Origin of the sequence: Polaromonas sp. (assembly GCF_030680935.1) — a bacterium.
Lineage (GTDB): Bacteria > Pseudomonadota > Gammaproteobacteria > Burkholderiales > Burkholderiaceae_C > Polaromonas.
The window spans coordinates 27,393-49,766 of sequence record NZ_JAUXUP010000013.1 but is presented as its reverse complement, the minus strand read 5'-3'; the positions used below and the strand labels follow the sequence as shown (position 1 = coordinate 49,766).

Below are 22,374 nucleotides of genomic sequence, written 5' to 3'. Positions count from 1 at the left end.
CTTCAAGACGCAGATTGAAGACGAAACCGCCGGCGATACGGCTGGCATCAAGGGCGCCACCATCAAGATCGAGGGTGAATACGCCTTCGGCCTGCTGCGCACCGAAACCGGTGTGCACCGCCTGGTGCGCAAGTCGCCGTTTGACTCGTCGGGCGGCCGCCATACCTCGTTTGCCTCGGTGTTTGTTTATCCCGAGATCGACGACTCGATCGAGATCGACATCAACCCCTCGGATGTGCGCGTGGACACCTTCCGCGCCAGCGGCGCCGGCGGCCAGCACATCAACAAGACGGACTCGGCCGTGCGCCTGACACACATCCCGACCGGCATTGTGGTGCAGTGCCAGGACGGGCGCAGCCAGCACAGCAACCGCGATGTGGCATGGAAGCGCCTGCGCTCACGCCTGTACGACTTTGAGCTGCGCAAGCAGCAGGAAGCCCAGCAGAAACTGGAAGACACCAAGACCGACGTGGGCTGGGGCCACCAGATCCGCAGCTACGTGCTGGACCAGAGCCGCATCAAGGATTTGCGTACCAACTACGAAACCTCGGCCACGCAGAAGGTGCTGGACGGGGATCTCGACCCGTTCATTGAAGCCTCCCTCAAACAGGGCGTGTGACATGGCCCCCACGCTCGTCATTTCGTGTACTTCTCTGCCCCCCGAGGAGGCCGCAGTCGCCTTGGGGCGGCCCGGCGGCGACTCAGCCTATCCCCCTTATTTTTCAGGAACCCACCATGCTGCGTGAAGGACAAGCCACGGCCATACACCGTGCCGACTACATCGCACCCGCCTACTGGATCGACACCGTCGATCTGTCATTTGACCTGGACCCGGCCAAAACGCGCGTGCTCAACAAGATGTCCCTGAGGCGCAACCCTCATGTGCCGGTGCAACCGCTCAAGCTCGATGGCGAAGAGCTGAATCTGGCCCGGGTGCTGGTCAACGGTCAGGGCGCGTCCTTCCGCATGGAAGGCGACAAGCTGGTGCTGGACAACCTGCCCGACACCTTCGAGCTGGAAATTTTCACCACCTGCGCGCCTGCCAAAAACACCAAGCTGATGGGCCTGTATGTCAGCAACCACTCTTTCTTCACACAGTGCGAGGCCGAAGGTTTCAGGCGCATCACCTACTTCCTGGATCGTCCGGATGTGATGGCCAGCTACACGGTGACACTGCGCGCCGACAAAGCGGCCTACCCGGTGCTGCTGTCCAACGGCAACCTGGTCGAGCAGGGCGAGCTGGCTGACGGCCGGCATTTTGCCAAATGGGTGGACCCGCACAGGAAACCGGCCTACCTGTTTGCCCTGGTGGCCGGCCAGCTGGTGGCGCGCGAGCAGCGCATCACCTCTCGCGCCGGAAAAGATCATTTGCTGCAGGTCTATGTGCGCCCGGGTGACCTGGACAAAACCGAACACGCGATGAGCTCGCTCATGCATTCGGTCGCCTGGGACGAAGCCCGTTTTGGCTTGAGCCTGGACCTGGAACGTTTCATGATTGTTGCCACCAGCGACTTCAACATGGGCGCGATGGAAAACAAGGGCCTGAACATTTTCAACACCAAGTACGTGCTGGCGAACCAGGCCACCGCCACCGACACCGACTACTCGAACATTGAAAGTGTGGTCGGCCACGAATATTTTCATAACTGGACCGGCAACCGCATCACCTGCCGCGACTGGTTTCAACTGAGCCTGAAAGAGGGCCTGACTGTCTTCCGCGACCAGGAGTTTTCCCAGGACCTCTGCGCGGATGCCTCGGCCAGGGCCGTCAAGCGCATCGAAGACGTGCGCGTGCTGCGTACGGCGCAGTTCCCCGAAGACGCGGGCCCGATGGCGCACCCGGTGCGGCCTGACAGTTATATCGAGATCAGCAACTTTTACACCGTCACCATTTACGAAAAAGGTGCTGAAGTGGTGCGCATGATGCAGACCCTGGTGGGCCGTGACGGGTTCGCCAAAGGCATGAAGCTGTACTTCGAGCGCCACGACGGCCAGGCCGTGACCTGCGACGACTTTGCACAGGCCATTGCCGACGCCAACCCGGCGTCCGACCTGGCGCGCCTGCTGCCGCAGTTCAAGCGTTGGTACAGCCAGGCCGGTACGCCGCGCGTGTTTGGCGCGGGGGTGTACGACGCCGCAGCCCGCAGCTACACCTTGACCCTGTCGCAAAGCTGCGCCGCTACCGCCGGCCAGCCCAAAGAACCGTTTGTGATTCCGGTGGGCCTGGGCTTGTTGGGCGCCGACGGCGCCGACCTGCCGCTGCAGCTCGTTGGAGAAGCAGGGCCAGTCGCCGCGCCGCGCACTTTTGTGCTGACCGACGCCAGCCAGACCTTGAGCTTCATCAACCTTGATTCGGAGCCAGTGCCGTCCATCCTGCGCGGTTTCAGCGCGCCGGTGGTGCTGGAGTTTGACTACAGCGATACACAACTGCTGCACCTGCTGGCAAACGACATAGACCCCTTCAACCGCTGGGAGGCCGGGCAGCGGTTGGCCGTGCGAGCCGCTATCAAATCCATAGCTGCTCACGCAGAACCAGTGGGGGCTAACCCCTTGAATGATGCTTATGTGCAAGCCATGCGCAGCGTGCTGCGTGACCCCACGCTGGATGCCGCCTTCAAAGAGCTGGTGCTGACCCTGCCGGGCGAAACCTACCTGGCCGAGCAACTGGACGTGGTGGACCCGCAGCGTATTCACGCGGTGCGCGAAGCCATGCGCCAGCAACTGGCCACCGCGCTGGCCGAGGACTGGGCGGTGACTTACGAAGCCAACCAGGACAACGGCGCCTACACGCCCGACCCACTGTCCTCGGGCAGGCGCGCGCTGGCCGGCATGGCGCTCACGCATTTGTGCCTGGCGGCGGGACCATCGGAAGAATGGCCCGGCAAGACCTTGCAGCGATTCAAGGACGCCGGCAACATGACCGACCGCTTCAACGCGCTGGCGGCGCTGGTGTCCAGCGGCCACCCGCTGGCCAGCCAGGCACTGCACCGCTTTCATGCGATGTTCAAGGACGAAGCATTGGTCATCGACAAATGGTTCAGCCTGCAAACCAGCGCGCCGGACCGCAAGGGCAACATCCTCCCCGCGGTGAAACAGCTGATGAAACACGCTGACTTCAGCCTGCGCAACCCGAACCGCGCACGCAGCGTGGTCAGCACCTACTGCCAGGGAAACCCCGCCGCTTTCCACCGCGCAGATGCAGCAGGCTACGTCTTCTGGAGTGAACGCGTGATTGAGCTCGACGCCATCAACCCGCAGGTCGCCGCCCGGCTGGCGCGTGCGCTGGACCGCTGGAGCAAGCTGGCCGAACCCTACCGCAGCGCCGCACGCGAGGCGATTGCCCGCGTCGCCGCGAGGCCCGACCTGAGCAAGGACACGCTTGAAGTGATCACACGCGCGCTGGGCGACTGAACTCTAGCCTTCGGGCTGAGCCTGTCGAAGCCTTCATCGAGCTACCCGGAACCATTGAAAGAAATATTCATGTCCCAGAAAATCTCCCTCACCCGTTACCTCGTTGAGCAGCAGCGCATCGACGGCCACATCCCCTCGCAGCTGCGCCTGCTGCTGGAAGTTGTTGCGCGCGCCTGCAAAGGCATCAGCCAGGCGGTCAACAAGGGTGCGCTAGGCAGCGTGATGGGCAGCGCCGACAGCGAGAACGTGCAGGGCGAGATCCAGAAAAAGCTCGACATCATCGCCAACGAAGTACTGATCGAGGCCAACGAATGGGGCGGCCACCTGGCCGGCATGGCCAGCGAGGAAATGGAGGGCATCTATGTGGTGCCCAATCGTTACCCGCAAGGCGAATACCTGCTGCTGTTCGACCCGCTGGACGGCTCCAGCAACATCGACATCAACGTCAGCATAGGCACCATTTTCAGCGTGCTGAAAATGCCCGAGGATGACCGCGGTGTCGATGAGGCCGACTTTCTGCAGGCTGGCAACAAGCAGGTGGCCGCCGGCTACTGCATCTACGGCCCGCAGACCACGCTGGTGCTGACCGTGGGCGACGGCGTGGCCATGTTCACACTGGACCGAGAGCAGGGCTCGTTTGTACTGATCGAAGAGAACGTGCAGATTCCGGCGGATACGCAGGAGTTCGCGATCAACATGAGCAACATGCGGCACTGGGACGAACCAGTCAAACGCTACATCGACGAGCTGCTGGCGGGCAAGGACGGCCCACGCGGCAAGAACTTCAACATGCGCTGGGTGGCAGCCATGGTGGCCGACGTGCACCGCATTTTGTGCCGTGGCGGCATCTTTCTGTACCCCTGGGACAAGCGTGAGCCCGACAAGGCCGGCAAGCTGCGCCTGATGTACGAGGCCAACCCCATGAGCTGGCTGATCGAGCAAGCCGGGGGCGCCGCCACCAACGGCAAGCAGCGCATTCTGGACATCCAGCCCGGCAAATTACACGAACGTGTCAGCGTGATGCTGGGCTCGAAGAACGAGGTGGAGCGGGTCACCGGCTACCACGCCGGCAAAACCGCCGGGCTATAATCGCGGGCTTCACGCCACACACCAAGCCGGTGTAGCTCAGTCGGTAGAGCAGCTCATTCGTAATGAGAAGGTCGGGTGTTCGATTCATCTCTCCGGCACCAACATGCATAAGGGTTTGTTGCTAATAAAAAGCAGCAAACCCTTTTTGCTTTCCTGCAATGTTGCTACAAACAGATGGAAGCCCGCATCAGTCTCAGCCAAGAAATCACCGCTTCCCTTTCGGTGACCAACTCGTGCTACAGACAGAATTGCATGGTCATTCATGCGCATAGTGATCGCTGCGCTCTAACGGTGGGGGACCTCAGTGCGTAAAACATCCAGGCATCAGAAAAAATTAGCTGCAGCACGGCGTTCAATTGCGCCGCCTATCAATCGAGCCCCTGCGGAGCAAACGTTGCACGGGATCATCCGAGAGGACCCAGCCCGGGCAGCCTCCATCGGAAGTCAACTAAGATTCGCCACTCATACCCTAAACGACATCCATGTCCCCAGCCCTGGCAAACTCGCAGACGTAAGCGTTTTTGAAGGTGCGGTTCTTGCTCTCATGATTGGGACAGGAGAGTCTGCACAGATTTACGGTTCGGCATGCATGGTCGCACCCGGAATCGCCCTATGTGCCACGCATGTCTTGAGTGACCATGAATATGACCTTAAGAACAGCAGGTCAGAACTGATGGCGATCGGGTTTGGCTCTGAAGGATTACAACTGTGGAAAGTTCGCGAGGTCACTAATCTTGATCGTTCGGATCTCACGCTTCTTGGTCTCGAATATGCGTCTGATCTTCCAGCGTCAGGTACTTTCAATCAGCTTCATCTCAGCACCCGCGTGCCCCAAATCGACGAGAGAGTGACCATCGTCGGTGTGATTCCGACTTCCCCGCCGCTTGACGTAAGTATGGGCCGCGACCTTGAATTTGAGATGCGTGTAATTCTTTCGCAGGGTGAGGTCACGCAGCACTACCTCGGCGGGCGCGATACCGCAGTGATGCCGTGGTCCAGTATCGAAGTTAACTGCCATGCATGGGGAAGCATGAGCGGAGGACCGGTGTTCGATAAAAAGGGACGTCTTATCGGTTTGCTGTCGTCATCATTGGAGAGTGATGACGAAAATGGACCTTCATGGGTGTCTTTGCTGTGGCCCGTAATAGCGACAGAATTCAGAGGCGGATGGCCCACTGAAATCCGTGGGACTGCCAAGACTCTGCAAGAAATGGACCCTAGTATCTGCGTTATTGACGGTCGGGAAGCCGTTGAACACATCGACGGGCCGGGAGGGCGCCAAGTGCGGCTGCGAATACTCGAGTAGATCGGTGACGAATGTCGCAGGAACAGGTCAAGTCCAGCGCCTGGCCGAAGAATGGAGTGAATGAAATGACTGAAAAACTGACTACCTACGATCCCGCCGAGGACCTGACTTCGGACGCAGCGATTGCGAGCTTCATGGCGGAAGCGTTCCAGACAAACGATGCGGGCTACATCGCGCACGCGCTGGGGGTCGTCGCCCGCGCCAAAGGCATGACTCAAATAGCTGGGCAAAACGGGCTTTCCCGCGAACAGCTTTACCGCTCTTTCAGTGAAAACGGCAACCCTACCCTGAAGACGACTTTGGCAGTCATGCAAGCTCTGGGCATCGAGCTGACCGCCAAAGTTTCGGCTACCGCATAAGACCAACGCGGCAGCAGGATCGTAGATCGTCAGTTGTTTTCAGTCATTTTGTTGACTCCGTTCTTTTGCACGCCCGCGGGGATTTCGATCAGGTCCGGGCTGACAACCTGGAAAACACCGGCACTACCTCCCCCTCTGACCTTACGAACAAAATCGACCTCCAGCCCTTATCTGACGTGCGTAAACAGCTATCAATACTATAGCAAATGGCACCGCCATTCCTGGCAAGCTACAAGCGCGGAAAGGCGAAATTTCATGCGTGCGTTGGCACCCAGCTTTTCAAGGCGTCGTTGATGCGGGTTTGCCAGCCATCAAGCGCCGCCAGTCACAGGCTGGGGCTTTGTCTGACACTTGGTGCGCCGCTGACCTACAAACCTGCTTTCAAGTCCCCTGTAATCTGGCGCGATTTAAAAATCGCCCGGGATCAAAATGGAACGGGCTCTCAGGAGAACCGGTATGGCGCTCAGGGTGTATCTGGTAGAAGACGACGAATCGATGAAAAAGCATCTGGGGGACACGCTCTCCCAGGAAATTGGTGTCGATTGGGTGGGGGCTGCCGATACCGAGGCAGAGGCCAAAGACTGGCTCGAGCGTAACCCGGCTGGCTGGGACATCGCGCTGGTGGATCTTTTTTTGCGGGAAGGCACGGGCGCCGGTGTACTGCGGCACTGCCGGCGGCGTGCGGCCAACCAGGATCTGCTGGTCATGACCAACCACCCGATCTCTTCTTTGGTGACACATTGCCGCCTGCTGGGCGCAAACGCCGTTTTTGACAAGTCCACAGAGTTGGACGACCTGGTGGCCTATTGCATAGGCAGGGCCAGTCGCCTGGTGGCGCCTGACAGGTCGGGTGTGTCCCAGGGAGACGACATACCCCAAAAAACCGACGGTAGTTGCTAGTCCTTCAAACGCCCCGCGCCCGCAGGGCCAACGTTTCCATGGCCGCAAGGCGCATCGCGCCAAGTACCTCCAGCTGCTCTTTGGATACCTGCTTCGGTTTGACGTCATAGATACACAGCGTGCCGACGGTGTGCCCATCAAAAACCAGCCGCGCGGAGACATAAAACCGGATGTAGGGCGCGTTCACCACCAGGGGATGGTCGGCAAACCGTGCGTCGGCGGTGGTGTCCGGGATGACGAGGAAGTCGTCATCACAGTGGAAGAAGATTTCGCAAAATGAAGTCTCGGCAGGGGATTCCGCGAGGGATACGCCTATGCAGGACTTGAACCAGTCGCGGTCCGCGTCCAGCAGGTTCACCATGGCGATGGGCACATCAAAGGCTTTGGCCAGCAGGCGGGTCAAGTCGTCGTACACCACTTCCGGCGCCGTATCAAGCATCGCGAGGTTTTTAAGCGCCTGCAGGCGTTCCGGGTTGTTACGCATGGCGCTGGGGAGTGATCTGGTTCAAAGCGGTGCCCGTCCTTGGTTTCTGCCCCATGATACAAAATTACCGGTTTCTTGCTACCGGGCTTCCCGCGAAGGGTTCATGGTGATCACAGCACCGCCCCTGCCCCTCGCGCCCGTCCCTCGCTAACAAGCCCTTACAATCTCGCTGGCTGACTACCGCCCTGGCGCACAACCGGCTGCCATTTTTTCAAAGGTTTGTTTCATGAGCTCTTTCAAGATCCTCCTCGTCTTGTCCGCCGCCTTGGTCACCTTTGGCTGCGCCTCCACGGGCAACGTGCAGCTTGGCGCGGACAGCACGGTGACCGAAGCCACAGCCAAACAGATAGCCGGCGATGTGCCCTTGCCGCAGGGCGCAGTGATCAGGCAGCAGGACTCGCTGGTCATGGGCTCGGGCACGGCCTGGACAGGCCGGCTCAGTGTGACGGTGTCGGGCGAGCCGCAGCAGGTGTTTGCCTGGTTTCGCGACGGCTTGCCGGGCGCTGGCTGGACGCTGACATCCAGCTCCTTTTCCAAACTGAGCCTGCTGACCTTCACCAAGGCAGACCGCATTGCCAACGTGCAGATGCAGGCCGGCAGTTTTGGCGCCAACGATGTGTTGATCACGGTGGCGCCAGCGGTCAGGCCCACGGGCATCGCGCCAGCCAGCCGGCCTTGAGCCGCCTTTAATCCTACGCTACGCCGACGGTTTGGGGTGCCGGGCGTCGGTCAGCTTGCTGACCAGCACTTTGTCAATGCGTTTGCCGTCCAGGTCCAGCACTTCAAAACGCCAGCCTGCCGCTTCCACCTCTTCGCCGGTGGCCAGCAGACGGCCCGACACGCTCTGCAGCAGTCCCGCCACCGTGTTGTAGCGCCCCCGGTCTTCATCGGGCAGGTCCCTGATCTCCAGTCTGGCCTTGAGTTCAGACACCGGCATCACGCCATCAATCAGCCAGCTGCCGTCGGCACGGCGCGTGGCCCAGGCGTCCACCTGCGCACCCGGCTGCAGCTCGCCGGTGATGGCCTCCAGCATGTCCAGAGGCGTCATCAGCCCCTGCACCACGCCGTATTCATCGACCACAAACACCATGCGTGTGGACTGGGTGCGAAACTGGCCCAGCAATTCCATGCCGGTCAGGGTCTCGGGCACAAACACCGCCGGGATGGCATAGGCATCAATGCGGTCTGCCATGGTGGGGGTTGTACCGGCCGCGCTGGCTTCGCCCACCGGCTGAATCTGCCCGCGCAGTGCGAGCAGCTTGGCGATGTTGATCACGCCCACGACGTCGTCCAGGCTGCCGCGGCACACCGGGTACCAGGAGTGGCCGGTAACACCGGCCTTGGCGATCGCCTGCGCCACCGTGTCTGAGGCGTCAATCCATTCGATGTCCGAACGCGGCAACATCAGCGAAGTCAGCAGGCGGTCATCGAGCAAAAAGACGTTTTGCACCATCTGGTGCTCATGCTCTTCAATCAGCCCGGCGTCCAGGCCTTCTTCCAGGCTGGCGGCAATTTCTTCGTCGGTCACGGTGCGGTCCCCGGCGGTATCGACACGCAGCAGCTTGAGCACAGCGTGTGTGCTGAAAGACAGCAGCCGCACAAACGGCTTGGCGCCAGTGGCCACCCACATCATGGGCCGTGACACCAGGCGCGACACGGTTTCAGGGTAAAGCTGGCCTATGCGTTTGGGCACCAGCTCGCCAAACACAATCGTGATGAAGGTGATGATGGTCACCACCAGCGCGGTGGCAGAAATTTCAGCCGCACGCGGCGGTGCGCCCCAGCTTTGTATCCAGCTGGCCAGGTCACCACTGAAAGCGGCCTCGCCAATGATGCCGTTGAGCATGCCAATGGACGTGATACCGACCTGCACCGAAGACAAAAATTGTGTCGGGTTGTCCAGCAAGGTCAGCGCCGCTTGCGCACCCTTGTCACCCGACTCGGCCATGGCATTGAGCCTGGCTTTGCGGCTGGAGGCCAGCGCGAGCTCGGACATGGCAAAAACGCCGTTGAGCAGGGTCAAAAAGGCGATGAGGATGAAATCCATGGATCCGGAGGCAGAATGAACACATGGCACTTTACTTGATTGGTGACCTGCAGGGTTGTCATGAGCCGCTGCAGTGCCTGCTGCACAAAATAGATTTCTCGTCCAGCCGGGACACCCTGTACATCCTGGGCGACCTGGTCAACCGGGGGCCGGACTCGTTAGCGGTGCTGCGCAGCCTGAGCAGTCTGGGCGACGCCGCGCAGTGCTTGCTGGGCAACCACGACCTGAACCTGCTGGGCATTGCCCACGGCTTGCGCAAGCCGCACCGGGGCGACACTGTGCAGCAGGTGCTGGACGCACCCGATTGCGACAGCCTGCTGGACTGGTTGCGGCACCGGCAAATGGCCATCCAGGCCCACGGCTGGCTGATGGTGCATGCCGGCGTCCTGCCGCAATGGAGCAATGGGCAAACCATGGCGCTGGCCGCAGAGGTGGAAAGTGCCTTGCGCGGGCCAGATCTGGCTGGTTTTCTGGCCGGCATGTATGGCAACACACCGCTGCAATGGCAGGACAGCCTGCGTGGCGCAGAACGCCTGCGGGTCATTGTCAACGCCCTGACACGCATGCGGTTTTGCACCGCGGATGGCGTGATGGAGTTTGCCAGCACGGGTGGAAAACAAACCGCTTTGCCCGGTTATCTGCCGTGGTTTGAAGTGCCGGGGCGCAAAACCGCCGGCACCTCCGTGGCCTTTGGCCATTGGTCCACCCTGGGGGCGGATACGGCAGCAGCAGGCCCCGGCTTGTTGAGCAACGCCCTGCCGCTGGACACCGGCTGTGTCTGGGGCGGCTGCCTGAGCGCAGCGCGGCTGGGTAAAAGCCCGGGCGAGTATGCGCTGGTCACTGTGCCTTGTGCGGCTTCGCAAACACCCGGATAGTCCGAAGTTATGGATCTTTTTGGCCTGTAGCCCTTATCCCACCTGCGTAAGCAGCTATCAATTATGTAGCAATTGAGCCTTGATCCAAAGGGGTGGATTTGGGTGCCCGGAGTGCCGCCTCGTCGCTCAGCGCCCGGGCCACACTGGCCGACAGCAGCAGCACCGCCGACGAAAAGTAGATCCACATCAAAAGCACCACCAGCGAGCCCGCTGCGCCGTAAGCCGACACCACCGCCGCTGTAGACAGGTAAATGGCCATCAGGTACTTGCCCAACGCAAATAAAATGCCGCCCGCAATGCCGCCCATGACCAGGTAACGCAACGCAGGTTTGGGCCCTGCGCTCATGCGCATCAGGGCGACAAACAACGCAGCCGAAAAACCCATGGACACCAGCTCATTGACAGCCACCGCGATACGCTCCAGCGGCATGTAGGCGCCGGCCCAGCTGGTGAAAAAACTCAATATGGCCGAAATCGCCAGCGACACCATCAGCAGAAAACCGAAGGCCAGGATGTAGGCAATACCACGCAGGCGCAGCGATGCGCTGTACCACCACTTCTGCTGGGGCGCCACACCGGTGTCATGGCGCCAGAGCCGCTCAAACGCATCCTGCAATTCGGCAAACACTCCGGTGGCACCCGACAGCAGCAGCACGAAGGCAATCAACGAGGCCAGCAGGCCATCAGAGGGCTCCTGCGCACTGGCCAGCGCCTGTTTGATCAGCCCGGCCCCCTGTTCACCAATCACGCTGCCAATCTGCTGGATCAGTCCGGTCTCGATGTAACTGCGGTCCAGCCACCAACCGAGCACTGCGACCAGCAGCACCAGCAGCGGTGCCAGGCTCAGGATGCCGTAAAAGGACATGGCAGCACTCATGCGCAGGCCGTCGGCGTCCATCCATAGTTGGACGGCTCGCCGTGCGGGGCGAATCAACGCGGGAACGGAAGACTTCTGGTAGGCCTGGCGCAGCGCATGGTACTGGGTGATCATGACCGTCAGCTTAGGCTGGGCCGCGCCAGCTGGACATCAGACGCCGGCGCCGACATCGGTAGGCGCCGACCGACTGGGTCCAGGAGCCCGGCAGGCTCCTACTCGCCGGTCTTGAACAGCGCGGCGACTTTTTTCTTCGGCTTGATATTGGCCGACACGCTGCTGCGCGGCGCGCCGCCCTTGGCGCTGGCTTCCCACGCGGGCTGCGCATCGGCGGCCAGGGTGGATTCATAAGGCTTGTCAAAAAACGGATCGCGCGATGCCTGCTGGCGCTGCGGCGGCGCTTCGCGGCGCTCGCGCCGCTCTGGCCGCTCGGCTCGCTCTGGCCGACCCTGCGGCGCGTCTTCTGCATCACGCACCGCCTGATCACCGCTGTCGCGGTACATGCGCCGGCCATCGTTGATGCGGCCCTGGTCCTTGCGCGGCTGGTCTTCTTCAAACTCCATCGGCTCCAGCTCGATTTTTGTCTTGATGAGTTTTTCGATGTCAGCGACCAGCCGCTGGTCGCTGCTGGCGGCAAAACTCACCGCCAGGCCGGACGCGCCGGCACGGCCGGTGCGGCCGATGCGGTGCACGTAGTCTTCGGCATTGAAGGGCACGTCAAAGTTGAAGACCGCCGGCACATCCTTGATGTCCAGCCCGCGCGCGGCCACGTCGGTACACACCAGCAGGTCAACTTCGCCCTTTTTGAAGGCGTCGAGTGCCTTCAGGCGTTCGTCCTGGCTTTTGTCGCCATGCAGCGCGGTGGTTTTCAGGCCTTCACGCTCCAGAGAGCGGGCCAGCCGGGCGCAACCGAGTTTGCTGTTGACAAACACAAAGGCCTGCTTGATGCCGCGTGCCTTGAGAATCTGGTGCAGGGCGCGGCGTTTGTCGTCGGCGTTCACCGCATAAAAATGCTGCTCCACCGTGGAGGCGGTGGCATTGGAGCGCGCCACCTCAATCGTCACCGGGTCCTGCAGGTAGCTGGATGCCAGGCGTTTGATCTCGGGCGAGAAGGTGGCGGAAAACAGCAAGGTGATGCGCTGTTTGGGCAGGTAACTCAGGATGCGTTGCAGGTCGGGCAGAAAGCCGATGTCCAGCATGCGGTCGGCCTCGTCAAGCACCACGTACTCGACCTGGTTGAGCACGGTGTTTTTGGCCTCAATATGGTCCAGCAAGCGGCCTGGGGTGGCCACCAGCACTTCAACGCCCTTTTTCAGCTCGGCCGTCTGCGGCTTCATGTCCATGCCGCCAAACACCACCGTGCTGCGCAGGTTGGTGTATTTGGCATACAGCTCGACCTGCTCGGCCACCTGGACTGCCAGTTCGCGGGTCGGCAACAACACCAGGGCACGCACCGGATGGCGCGCTGGCGAGGTGGAAGCGTTTTCGTGCTTCATCATGCGCTGTAACAGCGGCAAGGCAAAAGCGGCGGTTTTACCGGTGCCGGTCTGGGCGGCGCCCATCACATCCTTGCCCAGCAACACGACCGGAATGGCTTGCTCCTGAATGGGTGTCATGGTTTCGTAGCCCATTTCGGCTACGGCGCGTGCCAGCGGTTCTGCCAGCGAAAGGTTCGAAAAGGAAGATGTCATTTAGCGTTCTATTGTCGCATTTTGGGAGTGTCGGGCCTGTGACCGGTCTTTGTACCCACCGGGCACGGTCATGTGGCCCGCTGCGGCAATGGCCTGCGGGCCATCGGATTGCCCCAATTTGCTATTATTTTAATAGCTGCTTGCGCAATCCAGAAAAGGCCTGCAGCCTTTTTTTCTATAGATTCCGGGCGCTGAAGGTGTCGCAGGCCTTGACGCTGCCCTGCTGCAGGCCGGTGTTGAACCAGCGCACCCGCTGGGCACTGCTGCCATGGGTAAAACTCTCGGGGACTACCGCGCCGCTGCGCCCGCCCTGCAAGGCATCGTCGCCAATTTTGGCGGCGGCGTTCATAGCCTCTTCGACATCACCCTGCTGCAAAATGCTGCGGGCGCGTTGCGCATGGTTGGCCCAGACGCCGGCAAAACAGTCGGCCTGCAACTCCAGCCGGACACTCATGGCGTTGTATTCCACCTTGCTGATCCGGCCACGCATCTGGTCCATCTTGCCAGTGATGCCCATGAGGTTTTGCACATGGTGGCCGACCTCATGCGCAATCACATAGGCCTGGGCAAAGTCGCCTGGCGCGCCCAGCTTTTTTTGCAGGGTTTCGTAAAACCCCAGATCGATATAGACCTTCTGGTCAGCCGGGCAATAAAACGGCCCCATGGCAGATTGCCCCTGGCCGCAGGCGGTGGCCGTGGCACCGCGAAACAACACCAGGCGTGGCTCCTGGTAGCTGCTGCCGCCTCGTGAGAAGATGTCCTTCCAGACGTCTTCAGTGTCGGCCAGCACGGTGGACACAAAACTCGCCATGCGGTCGTCGGCTGGGGGCCGTTGTGCCGGCCCCTGCTGCACCTGCGCGGGCGAGCCGCCGCCACTGAGCGCACCCAGAATGGTCAGCGGGTTGATGCCAAAGATCCAGCCGCCCACCAGCGCCACCACAATGGTGCCCACGCCTATACTGCGCCCGCCCAGCAAACCGCCCAGCCCGGCACCACCCCCGCCGCTGCGGCGGTCTTCAACATTGTCAGATTCGCGGTTGCCTTCCCATTTCATGATGGACTTTCGCCAAGCTTGCCGGACACCGGCGCGCCAGATGGCGCGCGCCGGCCCGAGGCCTGAAAATTGGGCTTCAACGCCAGCACAGCAGGCGAACGCACAATACGGCCATGGCCAGCCGCTCCGCATCTTCCGCCCTGCCCCGGGTTCTGCTCACCGGATTCGACGCTTTTGGCGGCGAAAGCATCAACCCGAGCTGGCTGGCGGTCCGCCCCCTGCACGGGAGGCAGGTGGCCAGCCACCGCATCGTGGCCGCACAGCTGCCGACGGTGTTTGATAAATCGATACTCGAACTGGCGCGCCTGATGCGCCTGCATACGCCGGCTCTGGTGATCTGCGTTGGTCAGGCCGGAGGCCGCGATGCCTTGTCGCTGGAACGTGTGGCGATCAATGTCAACGACGCGCGGATTGCCGACAACGCCAGCGCCCAGCCTGTCGATACGCCGGTGGTGGCAGGTGCGCCAACGGCGTACTTCAGCACGCTGCCGATCAAGGCCATGCTGCAGGCCCTGCAGCGTGAGGGCCTGGCGGCGGAAGTCTCCCAAACCGCAGGTACGTTTGTCTGTAACCATGTTTTCTACGGACTGATGCGCCAGCTCGCTACGCAGCCAGCCTGCAAGCACACGCGAGGCGGTTTTATTCATGTACCGTATCTGGCCGGTCAAGGTCAGCCGTGCATGGCACTGGAAGATCTGACGCGGGGCCTGCACATCGCGACAAGAACGGCGCTGACCACGCAGCGCGACACGGCTTATGGGGCTGGGGCCGTCAGTTGATGGCACGAGAGGGCGGCTCATCGCGCAGCAGGCGCCAGACCAGCCAGCTTCCTGCAAGCGCGTTGCAGACCGCAAAAATACCCACAATCAGCATGGCCCAACTGTCCAGCGCCCGGTTGTGAACAATCCAGGCCAGGGCTGCCGAGAGCGCATTGAGCACCATGGCTATCCAGAACAGGGGATTTCGAGGCTGAAACAGGCGGGCTAATTTCATAACGCTCAATGCTAACCGCTGACAGCTCCATGAAGTTCAATCCCTTGCGCTTGGACAGCAGGAAATCGCAGCTTGATCAGGCAGCAAGGAAGCGGGTTAACGCAGGTTGCCGAGCGAAACCTGCATGAAGCCCTGGCCGGGCGCATTGCCAACTGGCGCGCCCCGCGAAAACACCGTACCGTCAGCCACCGCCATGGTTCTGGAAGGCGCGTGGTTGCTGGCGACCTGCACCGCTTCACCACTGGAATCCTGCCAGGCCTGTTTCAGGCAGCTACTGAGCTCGGCTCCGCGCAGGGTTTCAACGCAGTACGCTGCCGCAGTGCGCTGCGAAGCCAGGGCCGAGTCACGCATGGCCGCTTTTTTGACTTCACCGCTAGCGACCGAAGCAATCGCGATCAGCAGGCTGACCACCAGCACCATGCCGACACCAAAATAAATGTACTCACGCGGTACGCTGTGAATGCGGGGAAGGTGGGTGGAAAACATGGCGAAGGCTCCTGGTTGCTGATGCCTCCATGCTAGTAACGCCGCCTGCGCTTACATCGCAGCGCATTGCCTGTGCACATGTAGGATAAAACCGTTTCAGGCAACATGCGCTCATGACTGAATCAACAACTTTGCTGCCCCCTTTGCAGACGGCGGCCCGCCTGCCCTACCCGGCCTTGGTGGCAGAGATCGTGCGCCTGCTGGGCGATGTTTCGGTGCGGGTCCCACAGCGTCTGGTGCAAGCCCTGGCCGGCGGCGGCAGCCTGTTTGTGATGCCGGCCATGGACGAAGAGGTGGCCATCACCAAGCTGATCTCGTTCACGCCGGCCAACGCCGGGAAAACCCGCGGCGGCCAGCAGTGGCCCACCATACAGGGCGACGTGGTGGTGTTTGACATTGCCAGCGGGGAGCGCCGGCTCATACTTGACGGACCCACCGTTACGGCACGCCGTACCGCCGCGGTGTCGTTGCTGGCGGCGCAGCGCCTGGCGCCCAATACCAACGGGCCCTTGCTGATTGTGGGCGCAGGTGTGCAGGGACGGGCGCACCTCGAAGCCTTTGCCGGCGGCCTTGCCATCCGGCAGGTGATGATTACATCGCGCAGCGCGGCCAGCGCAGACGCCCTGGCGCAACACGCGCTGACCCTGGGCCTGCAGGCCAGCGTGGTGGCAGACGCCAACGCAGCTCTGGCGGATTGCCCGCTGGTGGTGACCTGCACGCCGGCCAGCGCGGTGGTGCTGGACGCCCGGCCGCGACCGGATGCCTTTGTGGCCGCTGTCGGTGCCTTCACGCCAGCCATGGTGGAGCTGGGCGCGGACTTATGCCGTCATTTTGCAAAAAACGGGTCGGTGTTTGTGGACACCACTGATGCCTGTCATGAGGCCGGCGATCTGCTGCAGGCCGGGCTGGATGTGAGCCACTTCGCCACGCTGGCTGATGTAATTCGCCAGGCTATCCAGGCGCCGCGAGGGCCTGTGCTGTTCAAAAGCTGCGGCTGGGCGGGCTGGGACCTGGCCGCAGCGCGCACGGCTTCGGCGCACACGCCCTGACAACCCGACGCCCCGGCTGGTATCACTGCCCCGCCTGGGTCAGCGTCATGCGATGCCGCACCACTCGGCAAAGCGGTGAAAGGCATCTGCCCACAGGGCCCAGGCAGCCGCAACTATCAACAGCCCACCCGCCGCGCGCGTGCCCCAATCCTGGCGCAACTGGTTGCCGCGCCCGCGCAGCTTGTCGTAAATGAGCGGCACCAGCATCAGCGACACGCTGCTGCCTGCGGCAAAAAGCGCCATCGACAGCGCGCCCTCCAGCGGCCCGCCGCTGAGCGAAGCGACCAGCAGCGCCGAGTACAGCAGGCCACAGGGCATCAATGCCCAGAGCGCGCCGGTGGCAAAAACTCCGCCGCGCGCGCTGGCCAAGGGGCGGATGCGCGCCCAGACCGAGCGGCCAGCCGCACTGACCCAGGCTGGCTGGCGCGCCTGCGCCAGCAACATCAAGCCCCAGAGCAGTACCGCCAGATGAAAAAACGTCCACACCGGCCGCAAGGCGGCGGTGTTGGTCGTCAACCAGGCCAGGCTTTGCACCGCCCCTGCGGCTGCCGCACCGGCCAGCGAATAGCCCACCAGCCGGCCCGCCTGAAAGCCCAGCAGGGAACGCATCTGTGAAGCCCCGCCCGCGCGAGGACCCAGCCGCGAGATGCCGGCGCAAGCGGCACCACACATGGCTGCGCAATGCGGCCCGCCGGCCAACCCCATCAGCAGGGCTGTGACGGCCAGCGTGGTGGACATGCCGGGCGTCTGTCCTAGATGATGCGCGAAAACTTCGCGCGGTTGCGGTCGGCCTGCAGGTAGCGGTCAAACACCATGGCCACGGCACGGACAAAAAACCAGCCCTGGGTCGTCACCTGGATACCGGCGTTATCCAGCACCAGCAGACCCGCTTCAGCAAGCTCACCCAGTTGTTTGAGTTCGCTTGCAAAGTAGCTGCGAAAATCAAGCAGCCAGGCCAATTCAATGGATTCAAACAACACCTGCCCCTGACACATCAGCGCCATGATCACGGCGCGGCGTGCCAGATCGTCACGGTTCAGGGCCAGCCCGCGTGCCACCGGGAGCCGCCCCTGGTCCAGATGGTCGCAATACTCTTCCATCGTCTTGGCGTTCTGGCTGTAGGTGGCACCGATGCGGCCAATCGCGGAAACGCCCAGGCCAATCAGGTCGCAGTCGGGTTGCGTGCTGTAACCCTGGAAGTTGCGGTGCAGGCGGCCCTGGCGCTTCGCCACGGCCAGTGCATCATCGGGCAAGGCAAAGTGGTCCATGCCGATGTACACATACCCTGCCGCCAGAAAAGCCGCCAACGACTCGGACAACATGGCCACTTTGGCCGCAGCACCGGGCAGATCAGCCGAGACAATACGCCGCTGCGGTTTGAAACGCTCTGGCAGATGCGCATAGGCGTAAAGGGCAATGCGGTCCGGCCGCAACTGCACCACTTGGGCCAGCGTGCGCGCAAACGACTCGGGCGTTTGGCGCGGCAGCCCGTAGATCAGGTCCATGTTGATCGAGTCGAAACCAATCTCACGCGCCTGCGCCATCAGATCGCAGACCTGTTCAAACGGTTGAATGCGATGCACGGCCTTCTGCACCTCGGGGTCAAAATCCTGCACACCAAAACTCAGGCGGTTGAAGCCGAGGTCGGCCAGGGCGCGCAGGCGCGTGGCATCCACCGTGCGCGGGTCAATCTCGATGGAGTATTCGCCGCCTGGCGCAAGGTTGAAGCTGCGCCGCAGCATGGCCATCAGCTCGCGCAATTCATCGTCAGACAGAAAAGTGGGCGTGCCACCACCCAGATGCAGCTGGGTCACAGCCTGGCCCGTTCCAAGCTGGGCCGTGTGCAGGTCGATCTCGCGACCCAGATAACGCAGATAGCTCGTTGCCCGGCTGTGGTGTTTGGTGATGATCTTGTTGCAGGCGCAGTAATAACAAAGCGATTCGCAAAACGGAATGTGGACGTACACCGACAGAGGTAAAGCCAGCACGGACGGACCATCGCGGCGCTGGGCCAGGGCCTGACCATAATCCGCAGCACTGAACGCCTCGACAAAGCGGTCAGCCGTCGGATACGACGTGTAGCGGGGACCGGGGATGTCAAATCGCTGCAGCAGGTCGGGCAATACGGGGGTCATCGCGGGTTTCTCATGGTGGTGTCCGACTGTGCGGCGCGCACCTCCGGGGGAGCTTGATCTGGATCAAACGCACCCCGACAGCGCAACCAGACAATTTGATCCAGATCAGAAAAGGCACCGCCATGAAGGAACCCCCCCTGCCCGCGCAATCCGCGCCGACCATTCGCCTGCTGCCCACGGTGCACCTGCACGCCGTGAACGCACAAACCATGAAGGTGGCGTGCTCCAACTGCAACCTGCGGGAGCTGTGCATGCCTGTGGGCTTGAGCCCGCAGGAACTGGCCCGCATCGACGAGGTGGTGGCCACCCGCCGCAAGGTCAAGCGCGGCACCACGCTGTTTCGTAGCGGCGAAGCCTTTGAGTCCCTGTTTGCCATCCGTACCGGCTTCTTCAAGACCTGCGTCAATGCCGAAGATGGCCGCGATCAGGTCACGGGATTCCAGATGGCGGGTGAGATCATTGGGCTGGACGGAATTGTCAACGACCGCCACACCTGCGACGCGGTGGCGCTGGAGGACGCCGAGGTCTGCGTCATGCCCTTCGACCGCATCGGCGAGCTGGCGCGCGAAGTCAGCGCCCTGCAACACCATGTGCACCGCATCATGAGCCGGGAGATTGTGCGCGAGCATGGCGTCATGCTGCTGCTGGGCAGCATGCGCGCCGAAGAACGACTGGCCGCTTTTGTCCTGAACCTGGCGCAGCGGCTGAACGCGCGCGGCTTTTCAGGCTCGGAGCTGGTTCTGCGCATGACGCGTGAGGAAATCGGCAGTTACCTGGGCATGAAACTTGAAACCGTGAGCCGCACCTTTTCGAAGTTCGCTGAGGATGGCCTCATCGAAGTCCGCCAACGCCATGTGCGCATCCTGAACGCAGCCGAGTTGCAGCGCATCGTGAACCAGCAGTCAGCGCAGTAACAATTGCATGGTGATGACGTCCGGCATGGGCCCGGCCGACACCGTGAAACCTGCCCGCCGAGCCAGTGCCGCCATACCGGCGTTCTCCGGCAGGCACTGCCCCACCACCTCCACCGTGCCGCGTTCGCGCAGGTAGCCGGTCAGCTTGTCAAGCAGCAGGCGTCCCAGACCCTTGCCCTGCCAGTCAGTGGCTACCTGAATCGCGAATTCGGCCACCCGATTGTCAGGGTCGCACACGGCCCGGGCTTCAGCCACCATGACAGGCGCAGCGTCCGCCTGGTCGACGATCGCCACAAAAGTCATCTCGCGGTCGTAGTCAATCTGGCTGTAACGTGCGAGCTCTGAATGCGGCACTTCCCGGCGCGTCATGAAAAACCGCAGCCGCATGTCGCCGGGCGAGGCCCCGGCGTAAAAGGCCAGCAGGCGCTGGCCATCTTCTGGCCGGATCGGTCGCAGCAGCAATGCTTGTCCCGCCAACTCGACCTGCTCTTCCAGCGCCGTCGGATAGGGGCGGATAGCCAGCCGACTGCGCTCTTTGGCCGGCACCCGCCGCAGCTTGATGCGGGCATCCACTGCGAGCACGCCGCGCTCATCCACCAGCAGCGGGTTGATGTCGAGCTCCACCAGCCAGGCCAGGTCACAAGCCATCTGCGACACCTTCAGCAAAGTGGCCAGCAACGCCTGCTCGTCGGCTGGCGGATTTCCCCGGTAACCCGCCAGCAAAGTCGATAGTCCGCTTGCGGCCACCAGGTCTCGCGCCAGTAGGCTATTGAGCGGAGGCAGCGCGACAGCGTGTTGCCGGTTCAGTTCAACTGCAGTGCCACCCGCGCCGAACAAAATGACGGGTCCGAACACGGCATCGGTGGCAATTCCGACAATCAGCTCATGGGCGCCGGGGCGATGAGCCATGGCCTGTACGGTGAATCCCGCTACCTGCGCGTGCGGCAAAAGTTGCGCGACCTGCTGGCGCATGTTTGCCGCTGCGGCCCTTAGCTCTTCGCCAGACGTCAAGCCCAGCGCCACACCGCCCACATCGGACTTGTGGATGACCTGCGGTGAAATGATCTTCAGCGCCACCGGATAGCCGATTTTGTCGGCCGCTGCCACTGCGTCTTCCACGCCCTGTGTCTGCACGGTCTCCACCGTGGGAACGCCATAGGCCCGCAACACGGCCAGTGCCTGGGCATCACCCAGCCACTCCCTGCCTTCATGCAGTGCATCGTCCAGCAGGGTCTGGACAAGCCCCCGATCCGGTGTGAAATCCTTCTGCGTGTCCGTGGCAAGCTGTTGCAGGGCTTGCTGATTTTTCGCATAAGTGGCCAATTGCAACCATGCGGCTGTCGCGCGTTCCGGTGTGTCGTAACTGGCTACGCCCGATTCGGCGCTGGCCTTTCGCGCCTCCGCGACCGCTGCGCCACCGAGCCAGCAGGTCAGCGCCGGTTTGTCCGCCGCCTGCATCAGCGGCAAACAGGCCGCCGCAATAGCTGCCGCCGGCACAATGGCTGTGGGCGCATGGATGAACAACACACCATCGACCTCGGGCGCGGCCAGCAACACCCGCAGACTGTCGGCGTAGCGGTCGACTGGTGCGTCACCCACAATATCCACCGGATTGCCGTGCGACCACGTGGGCGGCAGGCATTGCCCAAGCAGGTGCAGCGTGTTTTCTGTCAACGTCGTCAGCACACCACCTCCAAGCGACAGTGCATCTGCGGCAAGCACGCCAGCTCCCCCGCCGTTGGTCAACACGGCCAGCCGCTCGCCGTGCCAGTGTTTCGCATAAGTCAGTGTCTCGGCTGCGTCGAACAACGACTCCAGGGTGTCCACCCGCAACATGCCGGCGCGCCTGACGGCAGCGTCGAACACGGCGTCCGAGCCCGCCAGCGCGCCGGTGTGTGAGGCGGCTGCCCGGGCGCCGTCCGGGGCGCGACCCGCCTTGACGATGATCACCGGCTTATTGCGTGCAGCCGCCCGCGCCGCCGACATGAACTTTCGCGCCGCCTTGACGGACTCCATATAGAGCAGGATGGCGCGCGTGGCGGGATCGCTGGCAAGGTAATCAATCACATCACCGAAATCCACATCCGCGCTGTCGCCCAGCGATATGAAATGGGAAAACCCGATGCCACGCGTATTGGCCCAATCCAGCATGGCCGTCGCCAGTGCGCCCGACTGCGTCACGAAGGCCAGGCCCCCGGGCAGGGCATTGCCGGGCGCAAAACTCGCATTCAGGCCAATACCCGGAACCAGCGCACCGATGCAGTTGGGCCCGAGGATGCGCAACAGGTACGGACGCGCCGCATCGAGCATGGCTTGCTCGAGCGAGGGACCGCCCGACGCCGACATCTCCTTGAGTCCGGCCGACAGCACGATGGCAGCGCGCGTGCCCTTGCGGCCCAGCGCGGCGATCAGGCCAGGAACCGTCTTCGCCGGGGTACAGATGATGGCCAGATCAGGCGCCTGCGGCAGCGACGCAGCATCACGCCAGGCCGGTCCACCGCCCACACGCGCATGCCGGTGATTGACGGGCCAGATCGCGCCCTTGAACCCGCCAAGCTTGAGGTTGCGCAGCACCACGGCGCCCACACTGCCTTCCCGGTCTGAGGCGCCAATCACGGCCACCGAGCCCGGGTGGAACAGGGCTTCGAGATTGCGTACGCTCATAAAACTCCTTGCAAGCACGCAGGGTCCCGCATGTCAAAACCAG

Annotated in this window: 21 protein-coding genes and 1 tRNA gene; 12 read left to right on the top strand and 10 right to left on the bottom strand. The window is 62.3% G+C overall.

Annotated features, from left to right (window positions below; genetic code table 11):
• From Q8L50_RS04350 to Q8L50_RS04320, 7 genes are all read left to right on the top strand, one after another.
• Window positions 1–619 (top strand): peptide chain release factor-like protein (locus Q8L50_RS04350; protein ID WP_305347431.1); only part of this gene is annotated, 619 nt, incomplete at its 5' end.
• A 116-nt stretch (window positions 620–735) separates the two neighbouring features.
• On the top strand, window positions 736–3,411 hold the full coding sequence (gene pepN / locus Q8L50_RS04345; RefSeq protein ID WP_305347430.1) for an aminopeptidase N: 2,676 nt from the start codon (window positions 736–738) through the stop codon (window positions 3,409–3,411).
• A 69-nt stretch (window positions 3,412–3,480) separates the two neighbouring features.
• Window positions 3,481–4,500, top strand: coding sequence for a class 1 fructose-bisphosphatase (locus tag Q8L50_RS04340; protein WP_305347429.1), 1,020 nt, complete (start codon window positions 3,481–3,483; stop codon window positions 4,498–4,500).
• A 25-nt stretch (window positions 4,501–4,525) separates the two neighbouring features.
• A tRNA-Thr gene (locus Q8L50_RS04335) sits at window positions 4,526–4,601 on the top strand.
• A gap of 443 nt (window positions 4,602–5,044) precedes the next feature.
• The gene (locus Q8L50_RS04330; RefSeq protein WP_370869747.1) at window positions 5,045–5,806 is read left to right on the top strand and encodes a serine protease; all 762 of its coding nucleotides are present in this window, start codon (window positions 5,045–5,047) and stop codon (window positions 5,804–5,806) included.
• Window positions 5,807–5,871: 65 nt separating this feature from the next.
• Window positions 5,872–6,165, top strand: a complete 294-nt coding sequence (locus tag Q8L50_RS04325; protein ID WP_305347427.1) for an addiction module antidote protein — start codon at window positions 5,872–5,874, stop codon at window positions 6,163–6,165.
• A gap of 456 nt (window positions 6,166–6,621) precedes the next feature.
• Window positions 6,622–7,065, top strand: coding sequence for a response regulator (locus Q8L50_RS04320; protein WP_305347426.1), 444 nt, complete (start codon window positions 6,622–6,624; stop codon window positions 7,063–7,065).
• 4 nt (window positions 7,066–7,069) lie between these two features.
• On the opposite strand, the gene Q8L50_RS04315 is transcribed toward Q8L50_RS04320, so the two are convergent.
• Window positions 7,070–7,549 (bottom strand): GAF domain-containing protein, encoded by a 480-nt coding sequence (locus tag Q8L50_RS04315; protein WP_305347425.1) that lies wholly within the window; start codon window positions 7,547–7,549, stop codon window positions 7,070–7,072.
• A gap of 226 nt (window positions 7,550–7,775) precedes the next feature.
• On the opposite strand from Q8L50_RS04315, the gene Q8L50_RS04310 reads away from it, so the two are divergent.
• Complete coding sequence (locus Q8L50_RS04310; RefSeq protein ID WP_305347424.1) at window positions 7,776–8,228, top strand: hypothetical protein; 453 nt, start codon at window positions 7,776–7,778, stop codon at window positions 8,226–8,228.
• 18 nt (window positions 8,229–8,246) lie between these two features.
• On the opposite strand, the gene Q8L50_RS04305 is transcribed toward Q8L50_RS04310, so the two are convergent.
• Window positions 8,247–9,596: a hemolysin family protein gene (locus tag Q8L50_RS04305; RefSeq protein ID WP_305347423.1), complete on the bottom strand. Its 1,350-nt coding sequence runs from the start codon at window positions 9,594–9,596 to the stop codon at window positions 8,247–8,249.
• Between the two features lie 23 nt (window positions 9,597–9,619).
• Between Q8L50_RS04305 and Q8L50_RS04300 the strand changes: the two genes are divergently transcribed.
• The gene (locus Q8L50_RS04300) at window positions 9,620–10,471 is read left to right on the top strand and encodes a symmetrical bis(5'-nucleosyl)-tetraphosphatase (protein WP_305347422.1); all 852 of its coding nucleotides are present in this window, start codon (window positions 9,620–9,622) and stop codon (window positions 10,469–10,471) included.
• A 61-nt stretch (window positions 10,472–10,532) separates the two neighbouring features.
• Here Q8L50_RS04300 and Q8L50_RS04295 read toward each other — a convergent pair whose 3' ends face one another.
• The 3 genes from Q8L50_RS04295 to Q8L50_RS04285 form a co-directional block, all read right to left on the bottom strand.
• Window positions 10,533–11,462, bottom strand: coding sequence for a YihY/virulence factor BrkB family protein (locus tag Q8L50_RS04295; RefSeq protein ID WP_305347421.1), 930 nt, complete (start codon window positions 11,460–11,462; stop codon window positions 10,533–10,535).
• Window positions 11,463–11,560: 98 nt separating this feature from the next.
• A complete protein-coding gene (locus tag Q8L50_RS04290) occupies window positions 11,561–13,036 on the bottom strand; it encodes a DEAD/DEAH box helicase (RefSeq protein WP_305347420.1) in 1,476 nt (491 codons plus the stop codon).
• Window positions 13,037–13,211: 175 nt separating this feature from the next.
• Window positions 13,212–14,090 (bottom strand): neutral zinc metallopeptidase, encoded by an 879-nt coding sequence (locus Q8L50_RS04285; RefSeq protein WP_305347419.1) that lies wholly within the window; start codon window positions 14,088–14,090, stop codon window positions 13,212–13,214.
• A gap of 140 nt (window positions 14,091–14,230) precedes the next feature.
• Here Q8L50_RS04285 and pcp point away from each other — a divergent pair, with 140 nt between their 5' ends.
• Window positions 14,231–14,869 (top strand): pyroglutamyl-peptidase I, encoded by a 639-nt coding sequence (gene pcp / locus Q8L50_RS04280; RefSeq protein WP_305347433.1) that lies wholly within the window; start codon window positions 14,231–14,233, stop codon window positions 14,867–14,869.
• On the opposite strand, the gene Q8L50_RS04275 is transcribed toward pcp, so the two are convergent.
• Both Q8L50_RS04275 and Q8L50_RS04270 read right to left on the bottom strand, forming a co-directional pair.
• A complete protein-coding gene (locus Q8L50_RS04275) occupies window positions 14,862–15,083 on the bottom strand; it encodes a hypothetical protein (RefSeq protein WP_305347418.1) in 222 nt (73 codons plus the stop codon). The two genes, pcp and Q8L50_RS04275, sit on opposite strands and share 8 nt — an antisense overlap.
• A 96-nt stretch (window positions 15,084–15,179) precedes the next feature.
• A complete protein-coding gene (locus Q8L50_RS04270; protein WP_305347417.1) occupies window positions 15,180–15,569 on the bottom strand; it encodes a hypothetical protein in 390 nt (129 codons plus the stop codon).
• Between the two features lie 113 nt (window positions 15,570–15,682).
• Here Q8L50_RS04270 and Q8L50_RS04265 point away from each other — a divergent pair, with 113 nt between their 5' ends.
• Window positions 15,683–16,618 carry a delta(1)-pyrroline-2-carboxylate reductase family protein gene (locus Q8L50_RS04265; protein WP_305347416.1) on the top strand — a complete coding sequence of 312 codons (936 nt, stop codon included), beginning with the start codon at window positions 15,683–15,685 and terminating at the stop codon, window positions 16,616–16,618.
• A 45-nt stretch (window positions 16,619–16,663) separates the two neighbouring features.
• On the opposite strand, the gene Q8L50_RS04260 is transcribed toward Q8L50_RS04265, so the two are convergent.
• Window positions 16,664–17,356 (bottom strand): sulfite exporter TauE/SafE family protein, encoded by a 693-nt coding sequence (locus Q8L50_RS04260; RefSeq protein ID WP_305347415.1) that lies wholly within the window; start codon window positions 17,354–17,356, stop codon window positions 16,664–16,666.
• Window positions 17,357–17,370: 14 nt separating this feature from the next.
• Entirely contained in the window at window positions 17,371–18,753 is a 1,383-nt protein-coding gene (hemN, locus tag Q8L50_RS04255; protein WP_305347414.1) for an oxygen-independent coproporphyrinogen III oxidase, read from the bottom strand.
• Window positions 18,754–18,947: 194 nt separating this feature from the next.
• On the opposite strand from hemN, the gene fnr reads away from it, so the two are divergent.
• Window positions 18,948–19,667 (top strand): fumarate/nitrate reduction transcriptional regulator Fnr, encoded by a 720-nt coding sequence (gene fnr, locus Q8L50_RS04250; RefSeq protein WP_305347432.1) that lies wholly within the window; start codon window positions 18,948–18,950, stop codon window positions 19,665–19,667.
• On the opposite strand, the gene Q8L50_RS04245 is transcribed toward fnr, so the two are convergent.
• The gene (locus tag Q8L50_RS04245; protein ID WP_305347413.1) at window positions 19,656–22,331 is read right to left on the bottom strand and encodes a bifunctional acetate--CoA ligase family protein/GNAT family N-acetyltransferase; all 2,676 of its coding nucleotides are present in this window, start codon (window positions 22,329–22,331) and stop codon (window positions 19,656–19,658) included. The genes fnr and Q8L50_RS04245 overlap by 12 nt on opposite strands.
• Window positions 22,332–22,374 lie beyond the last annotated feature (43 nt).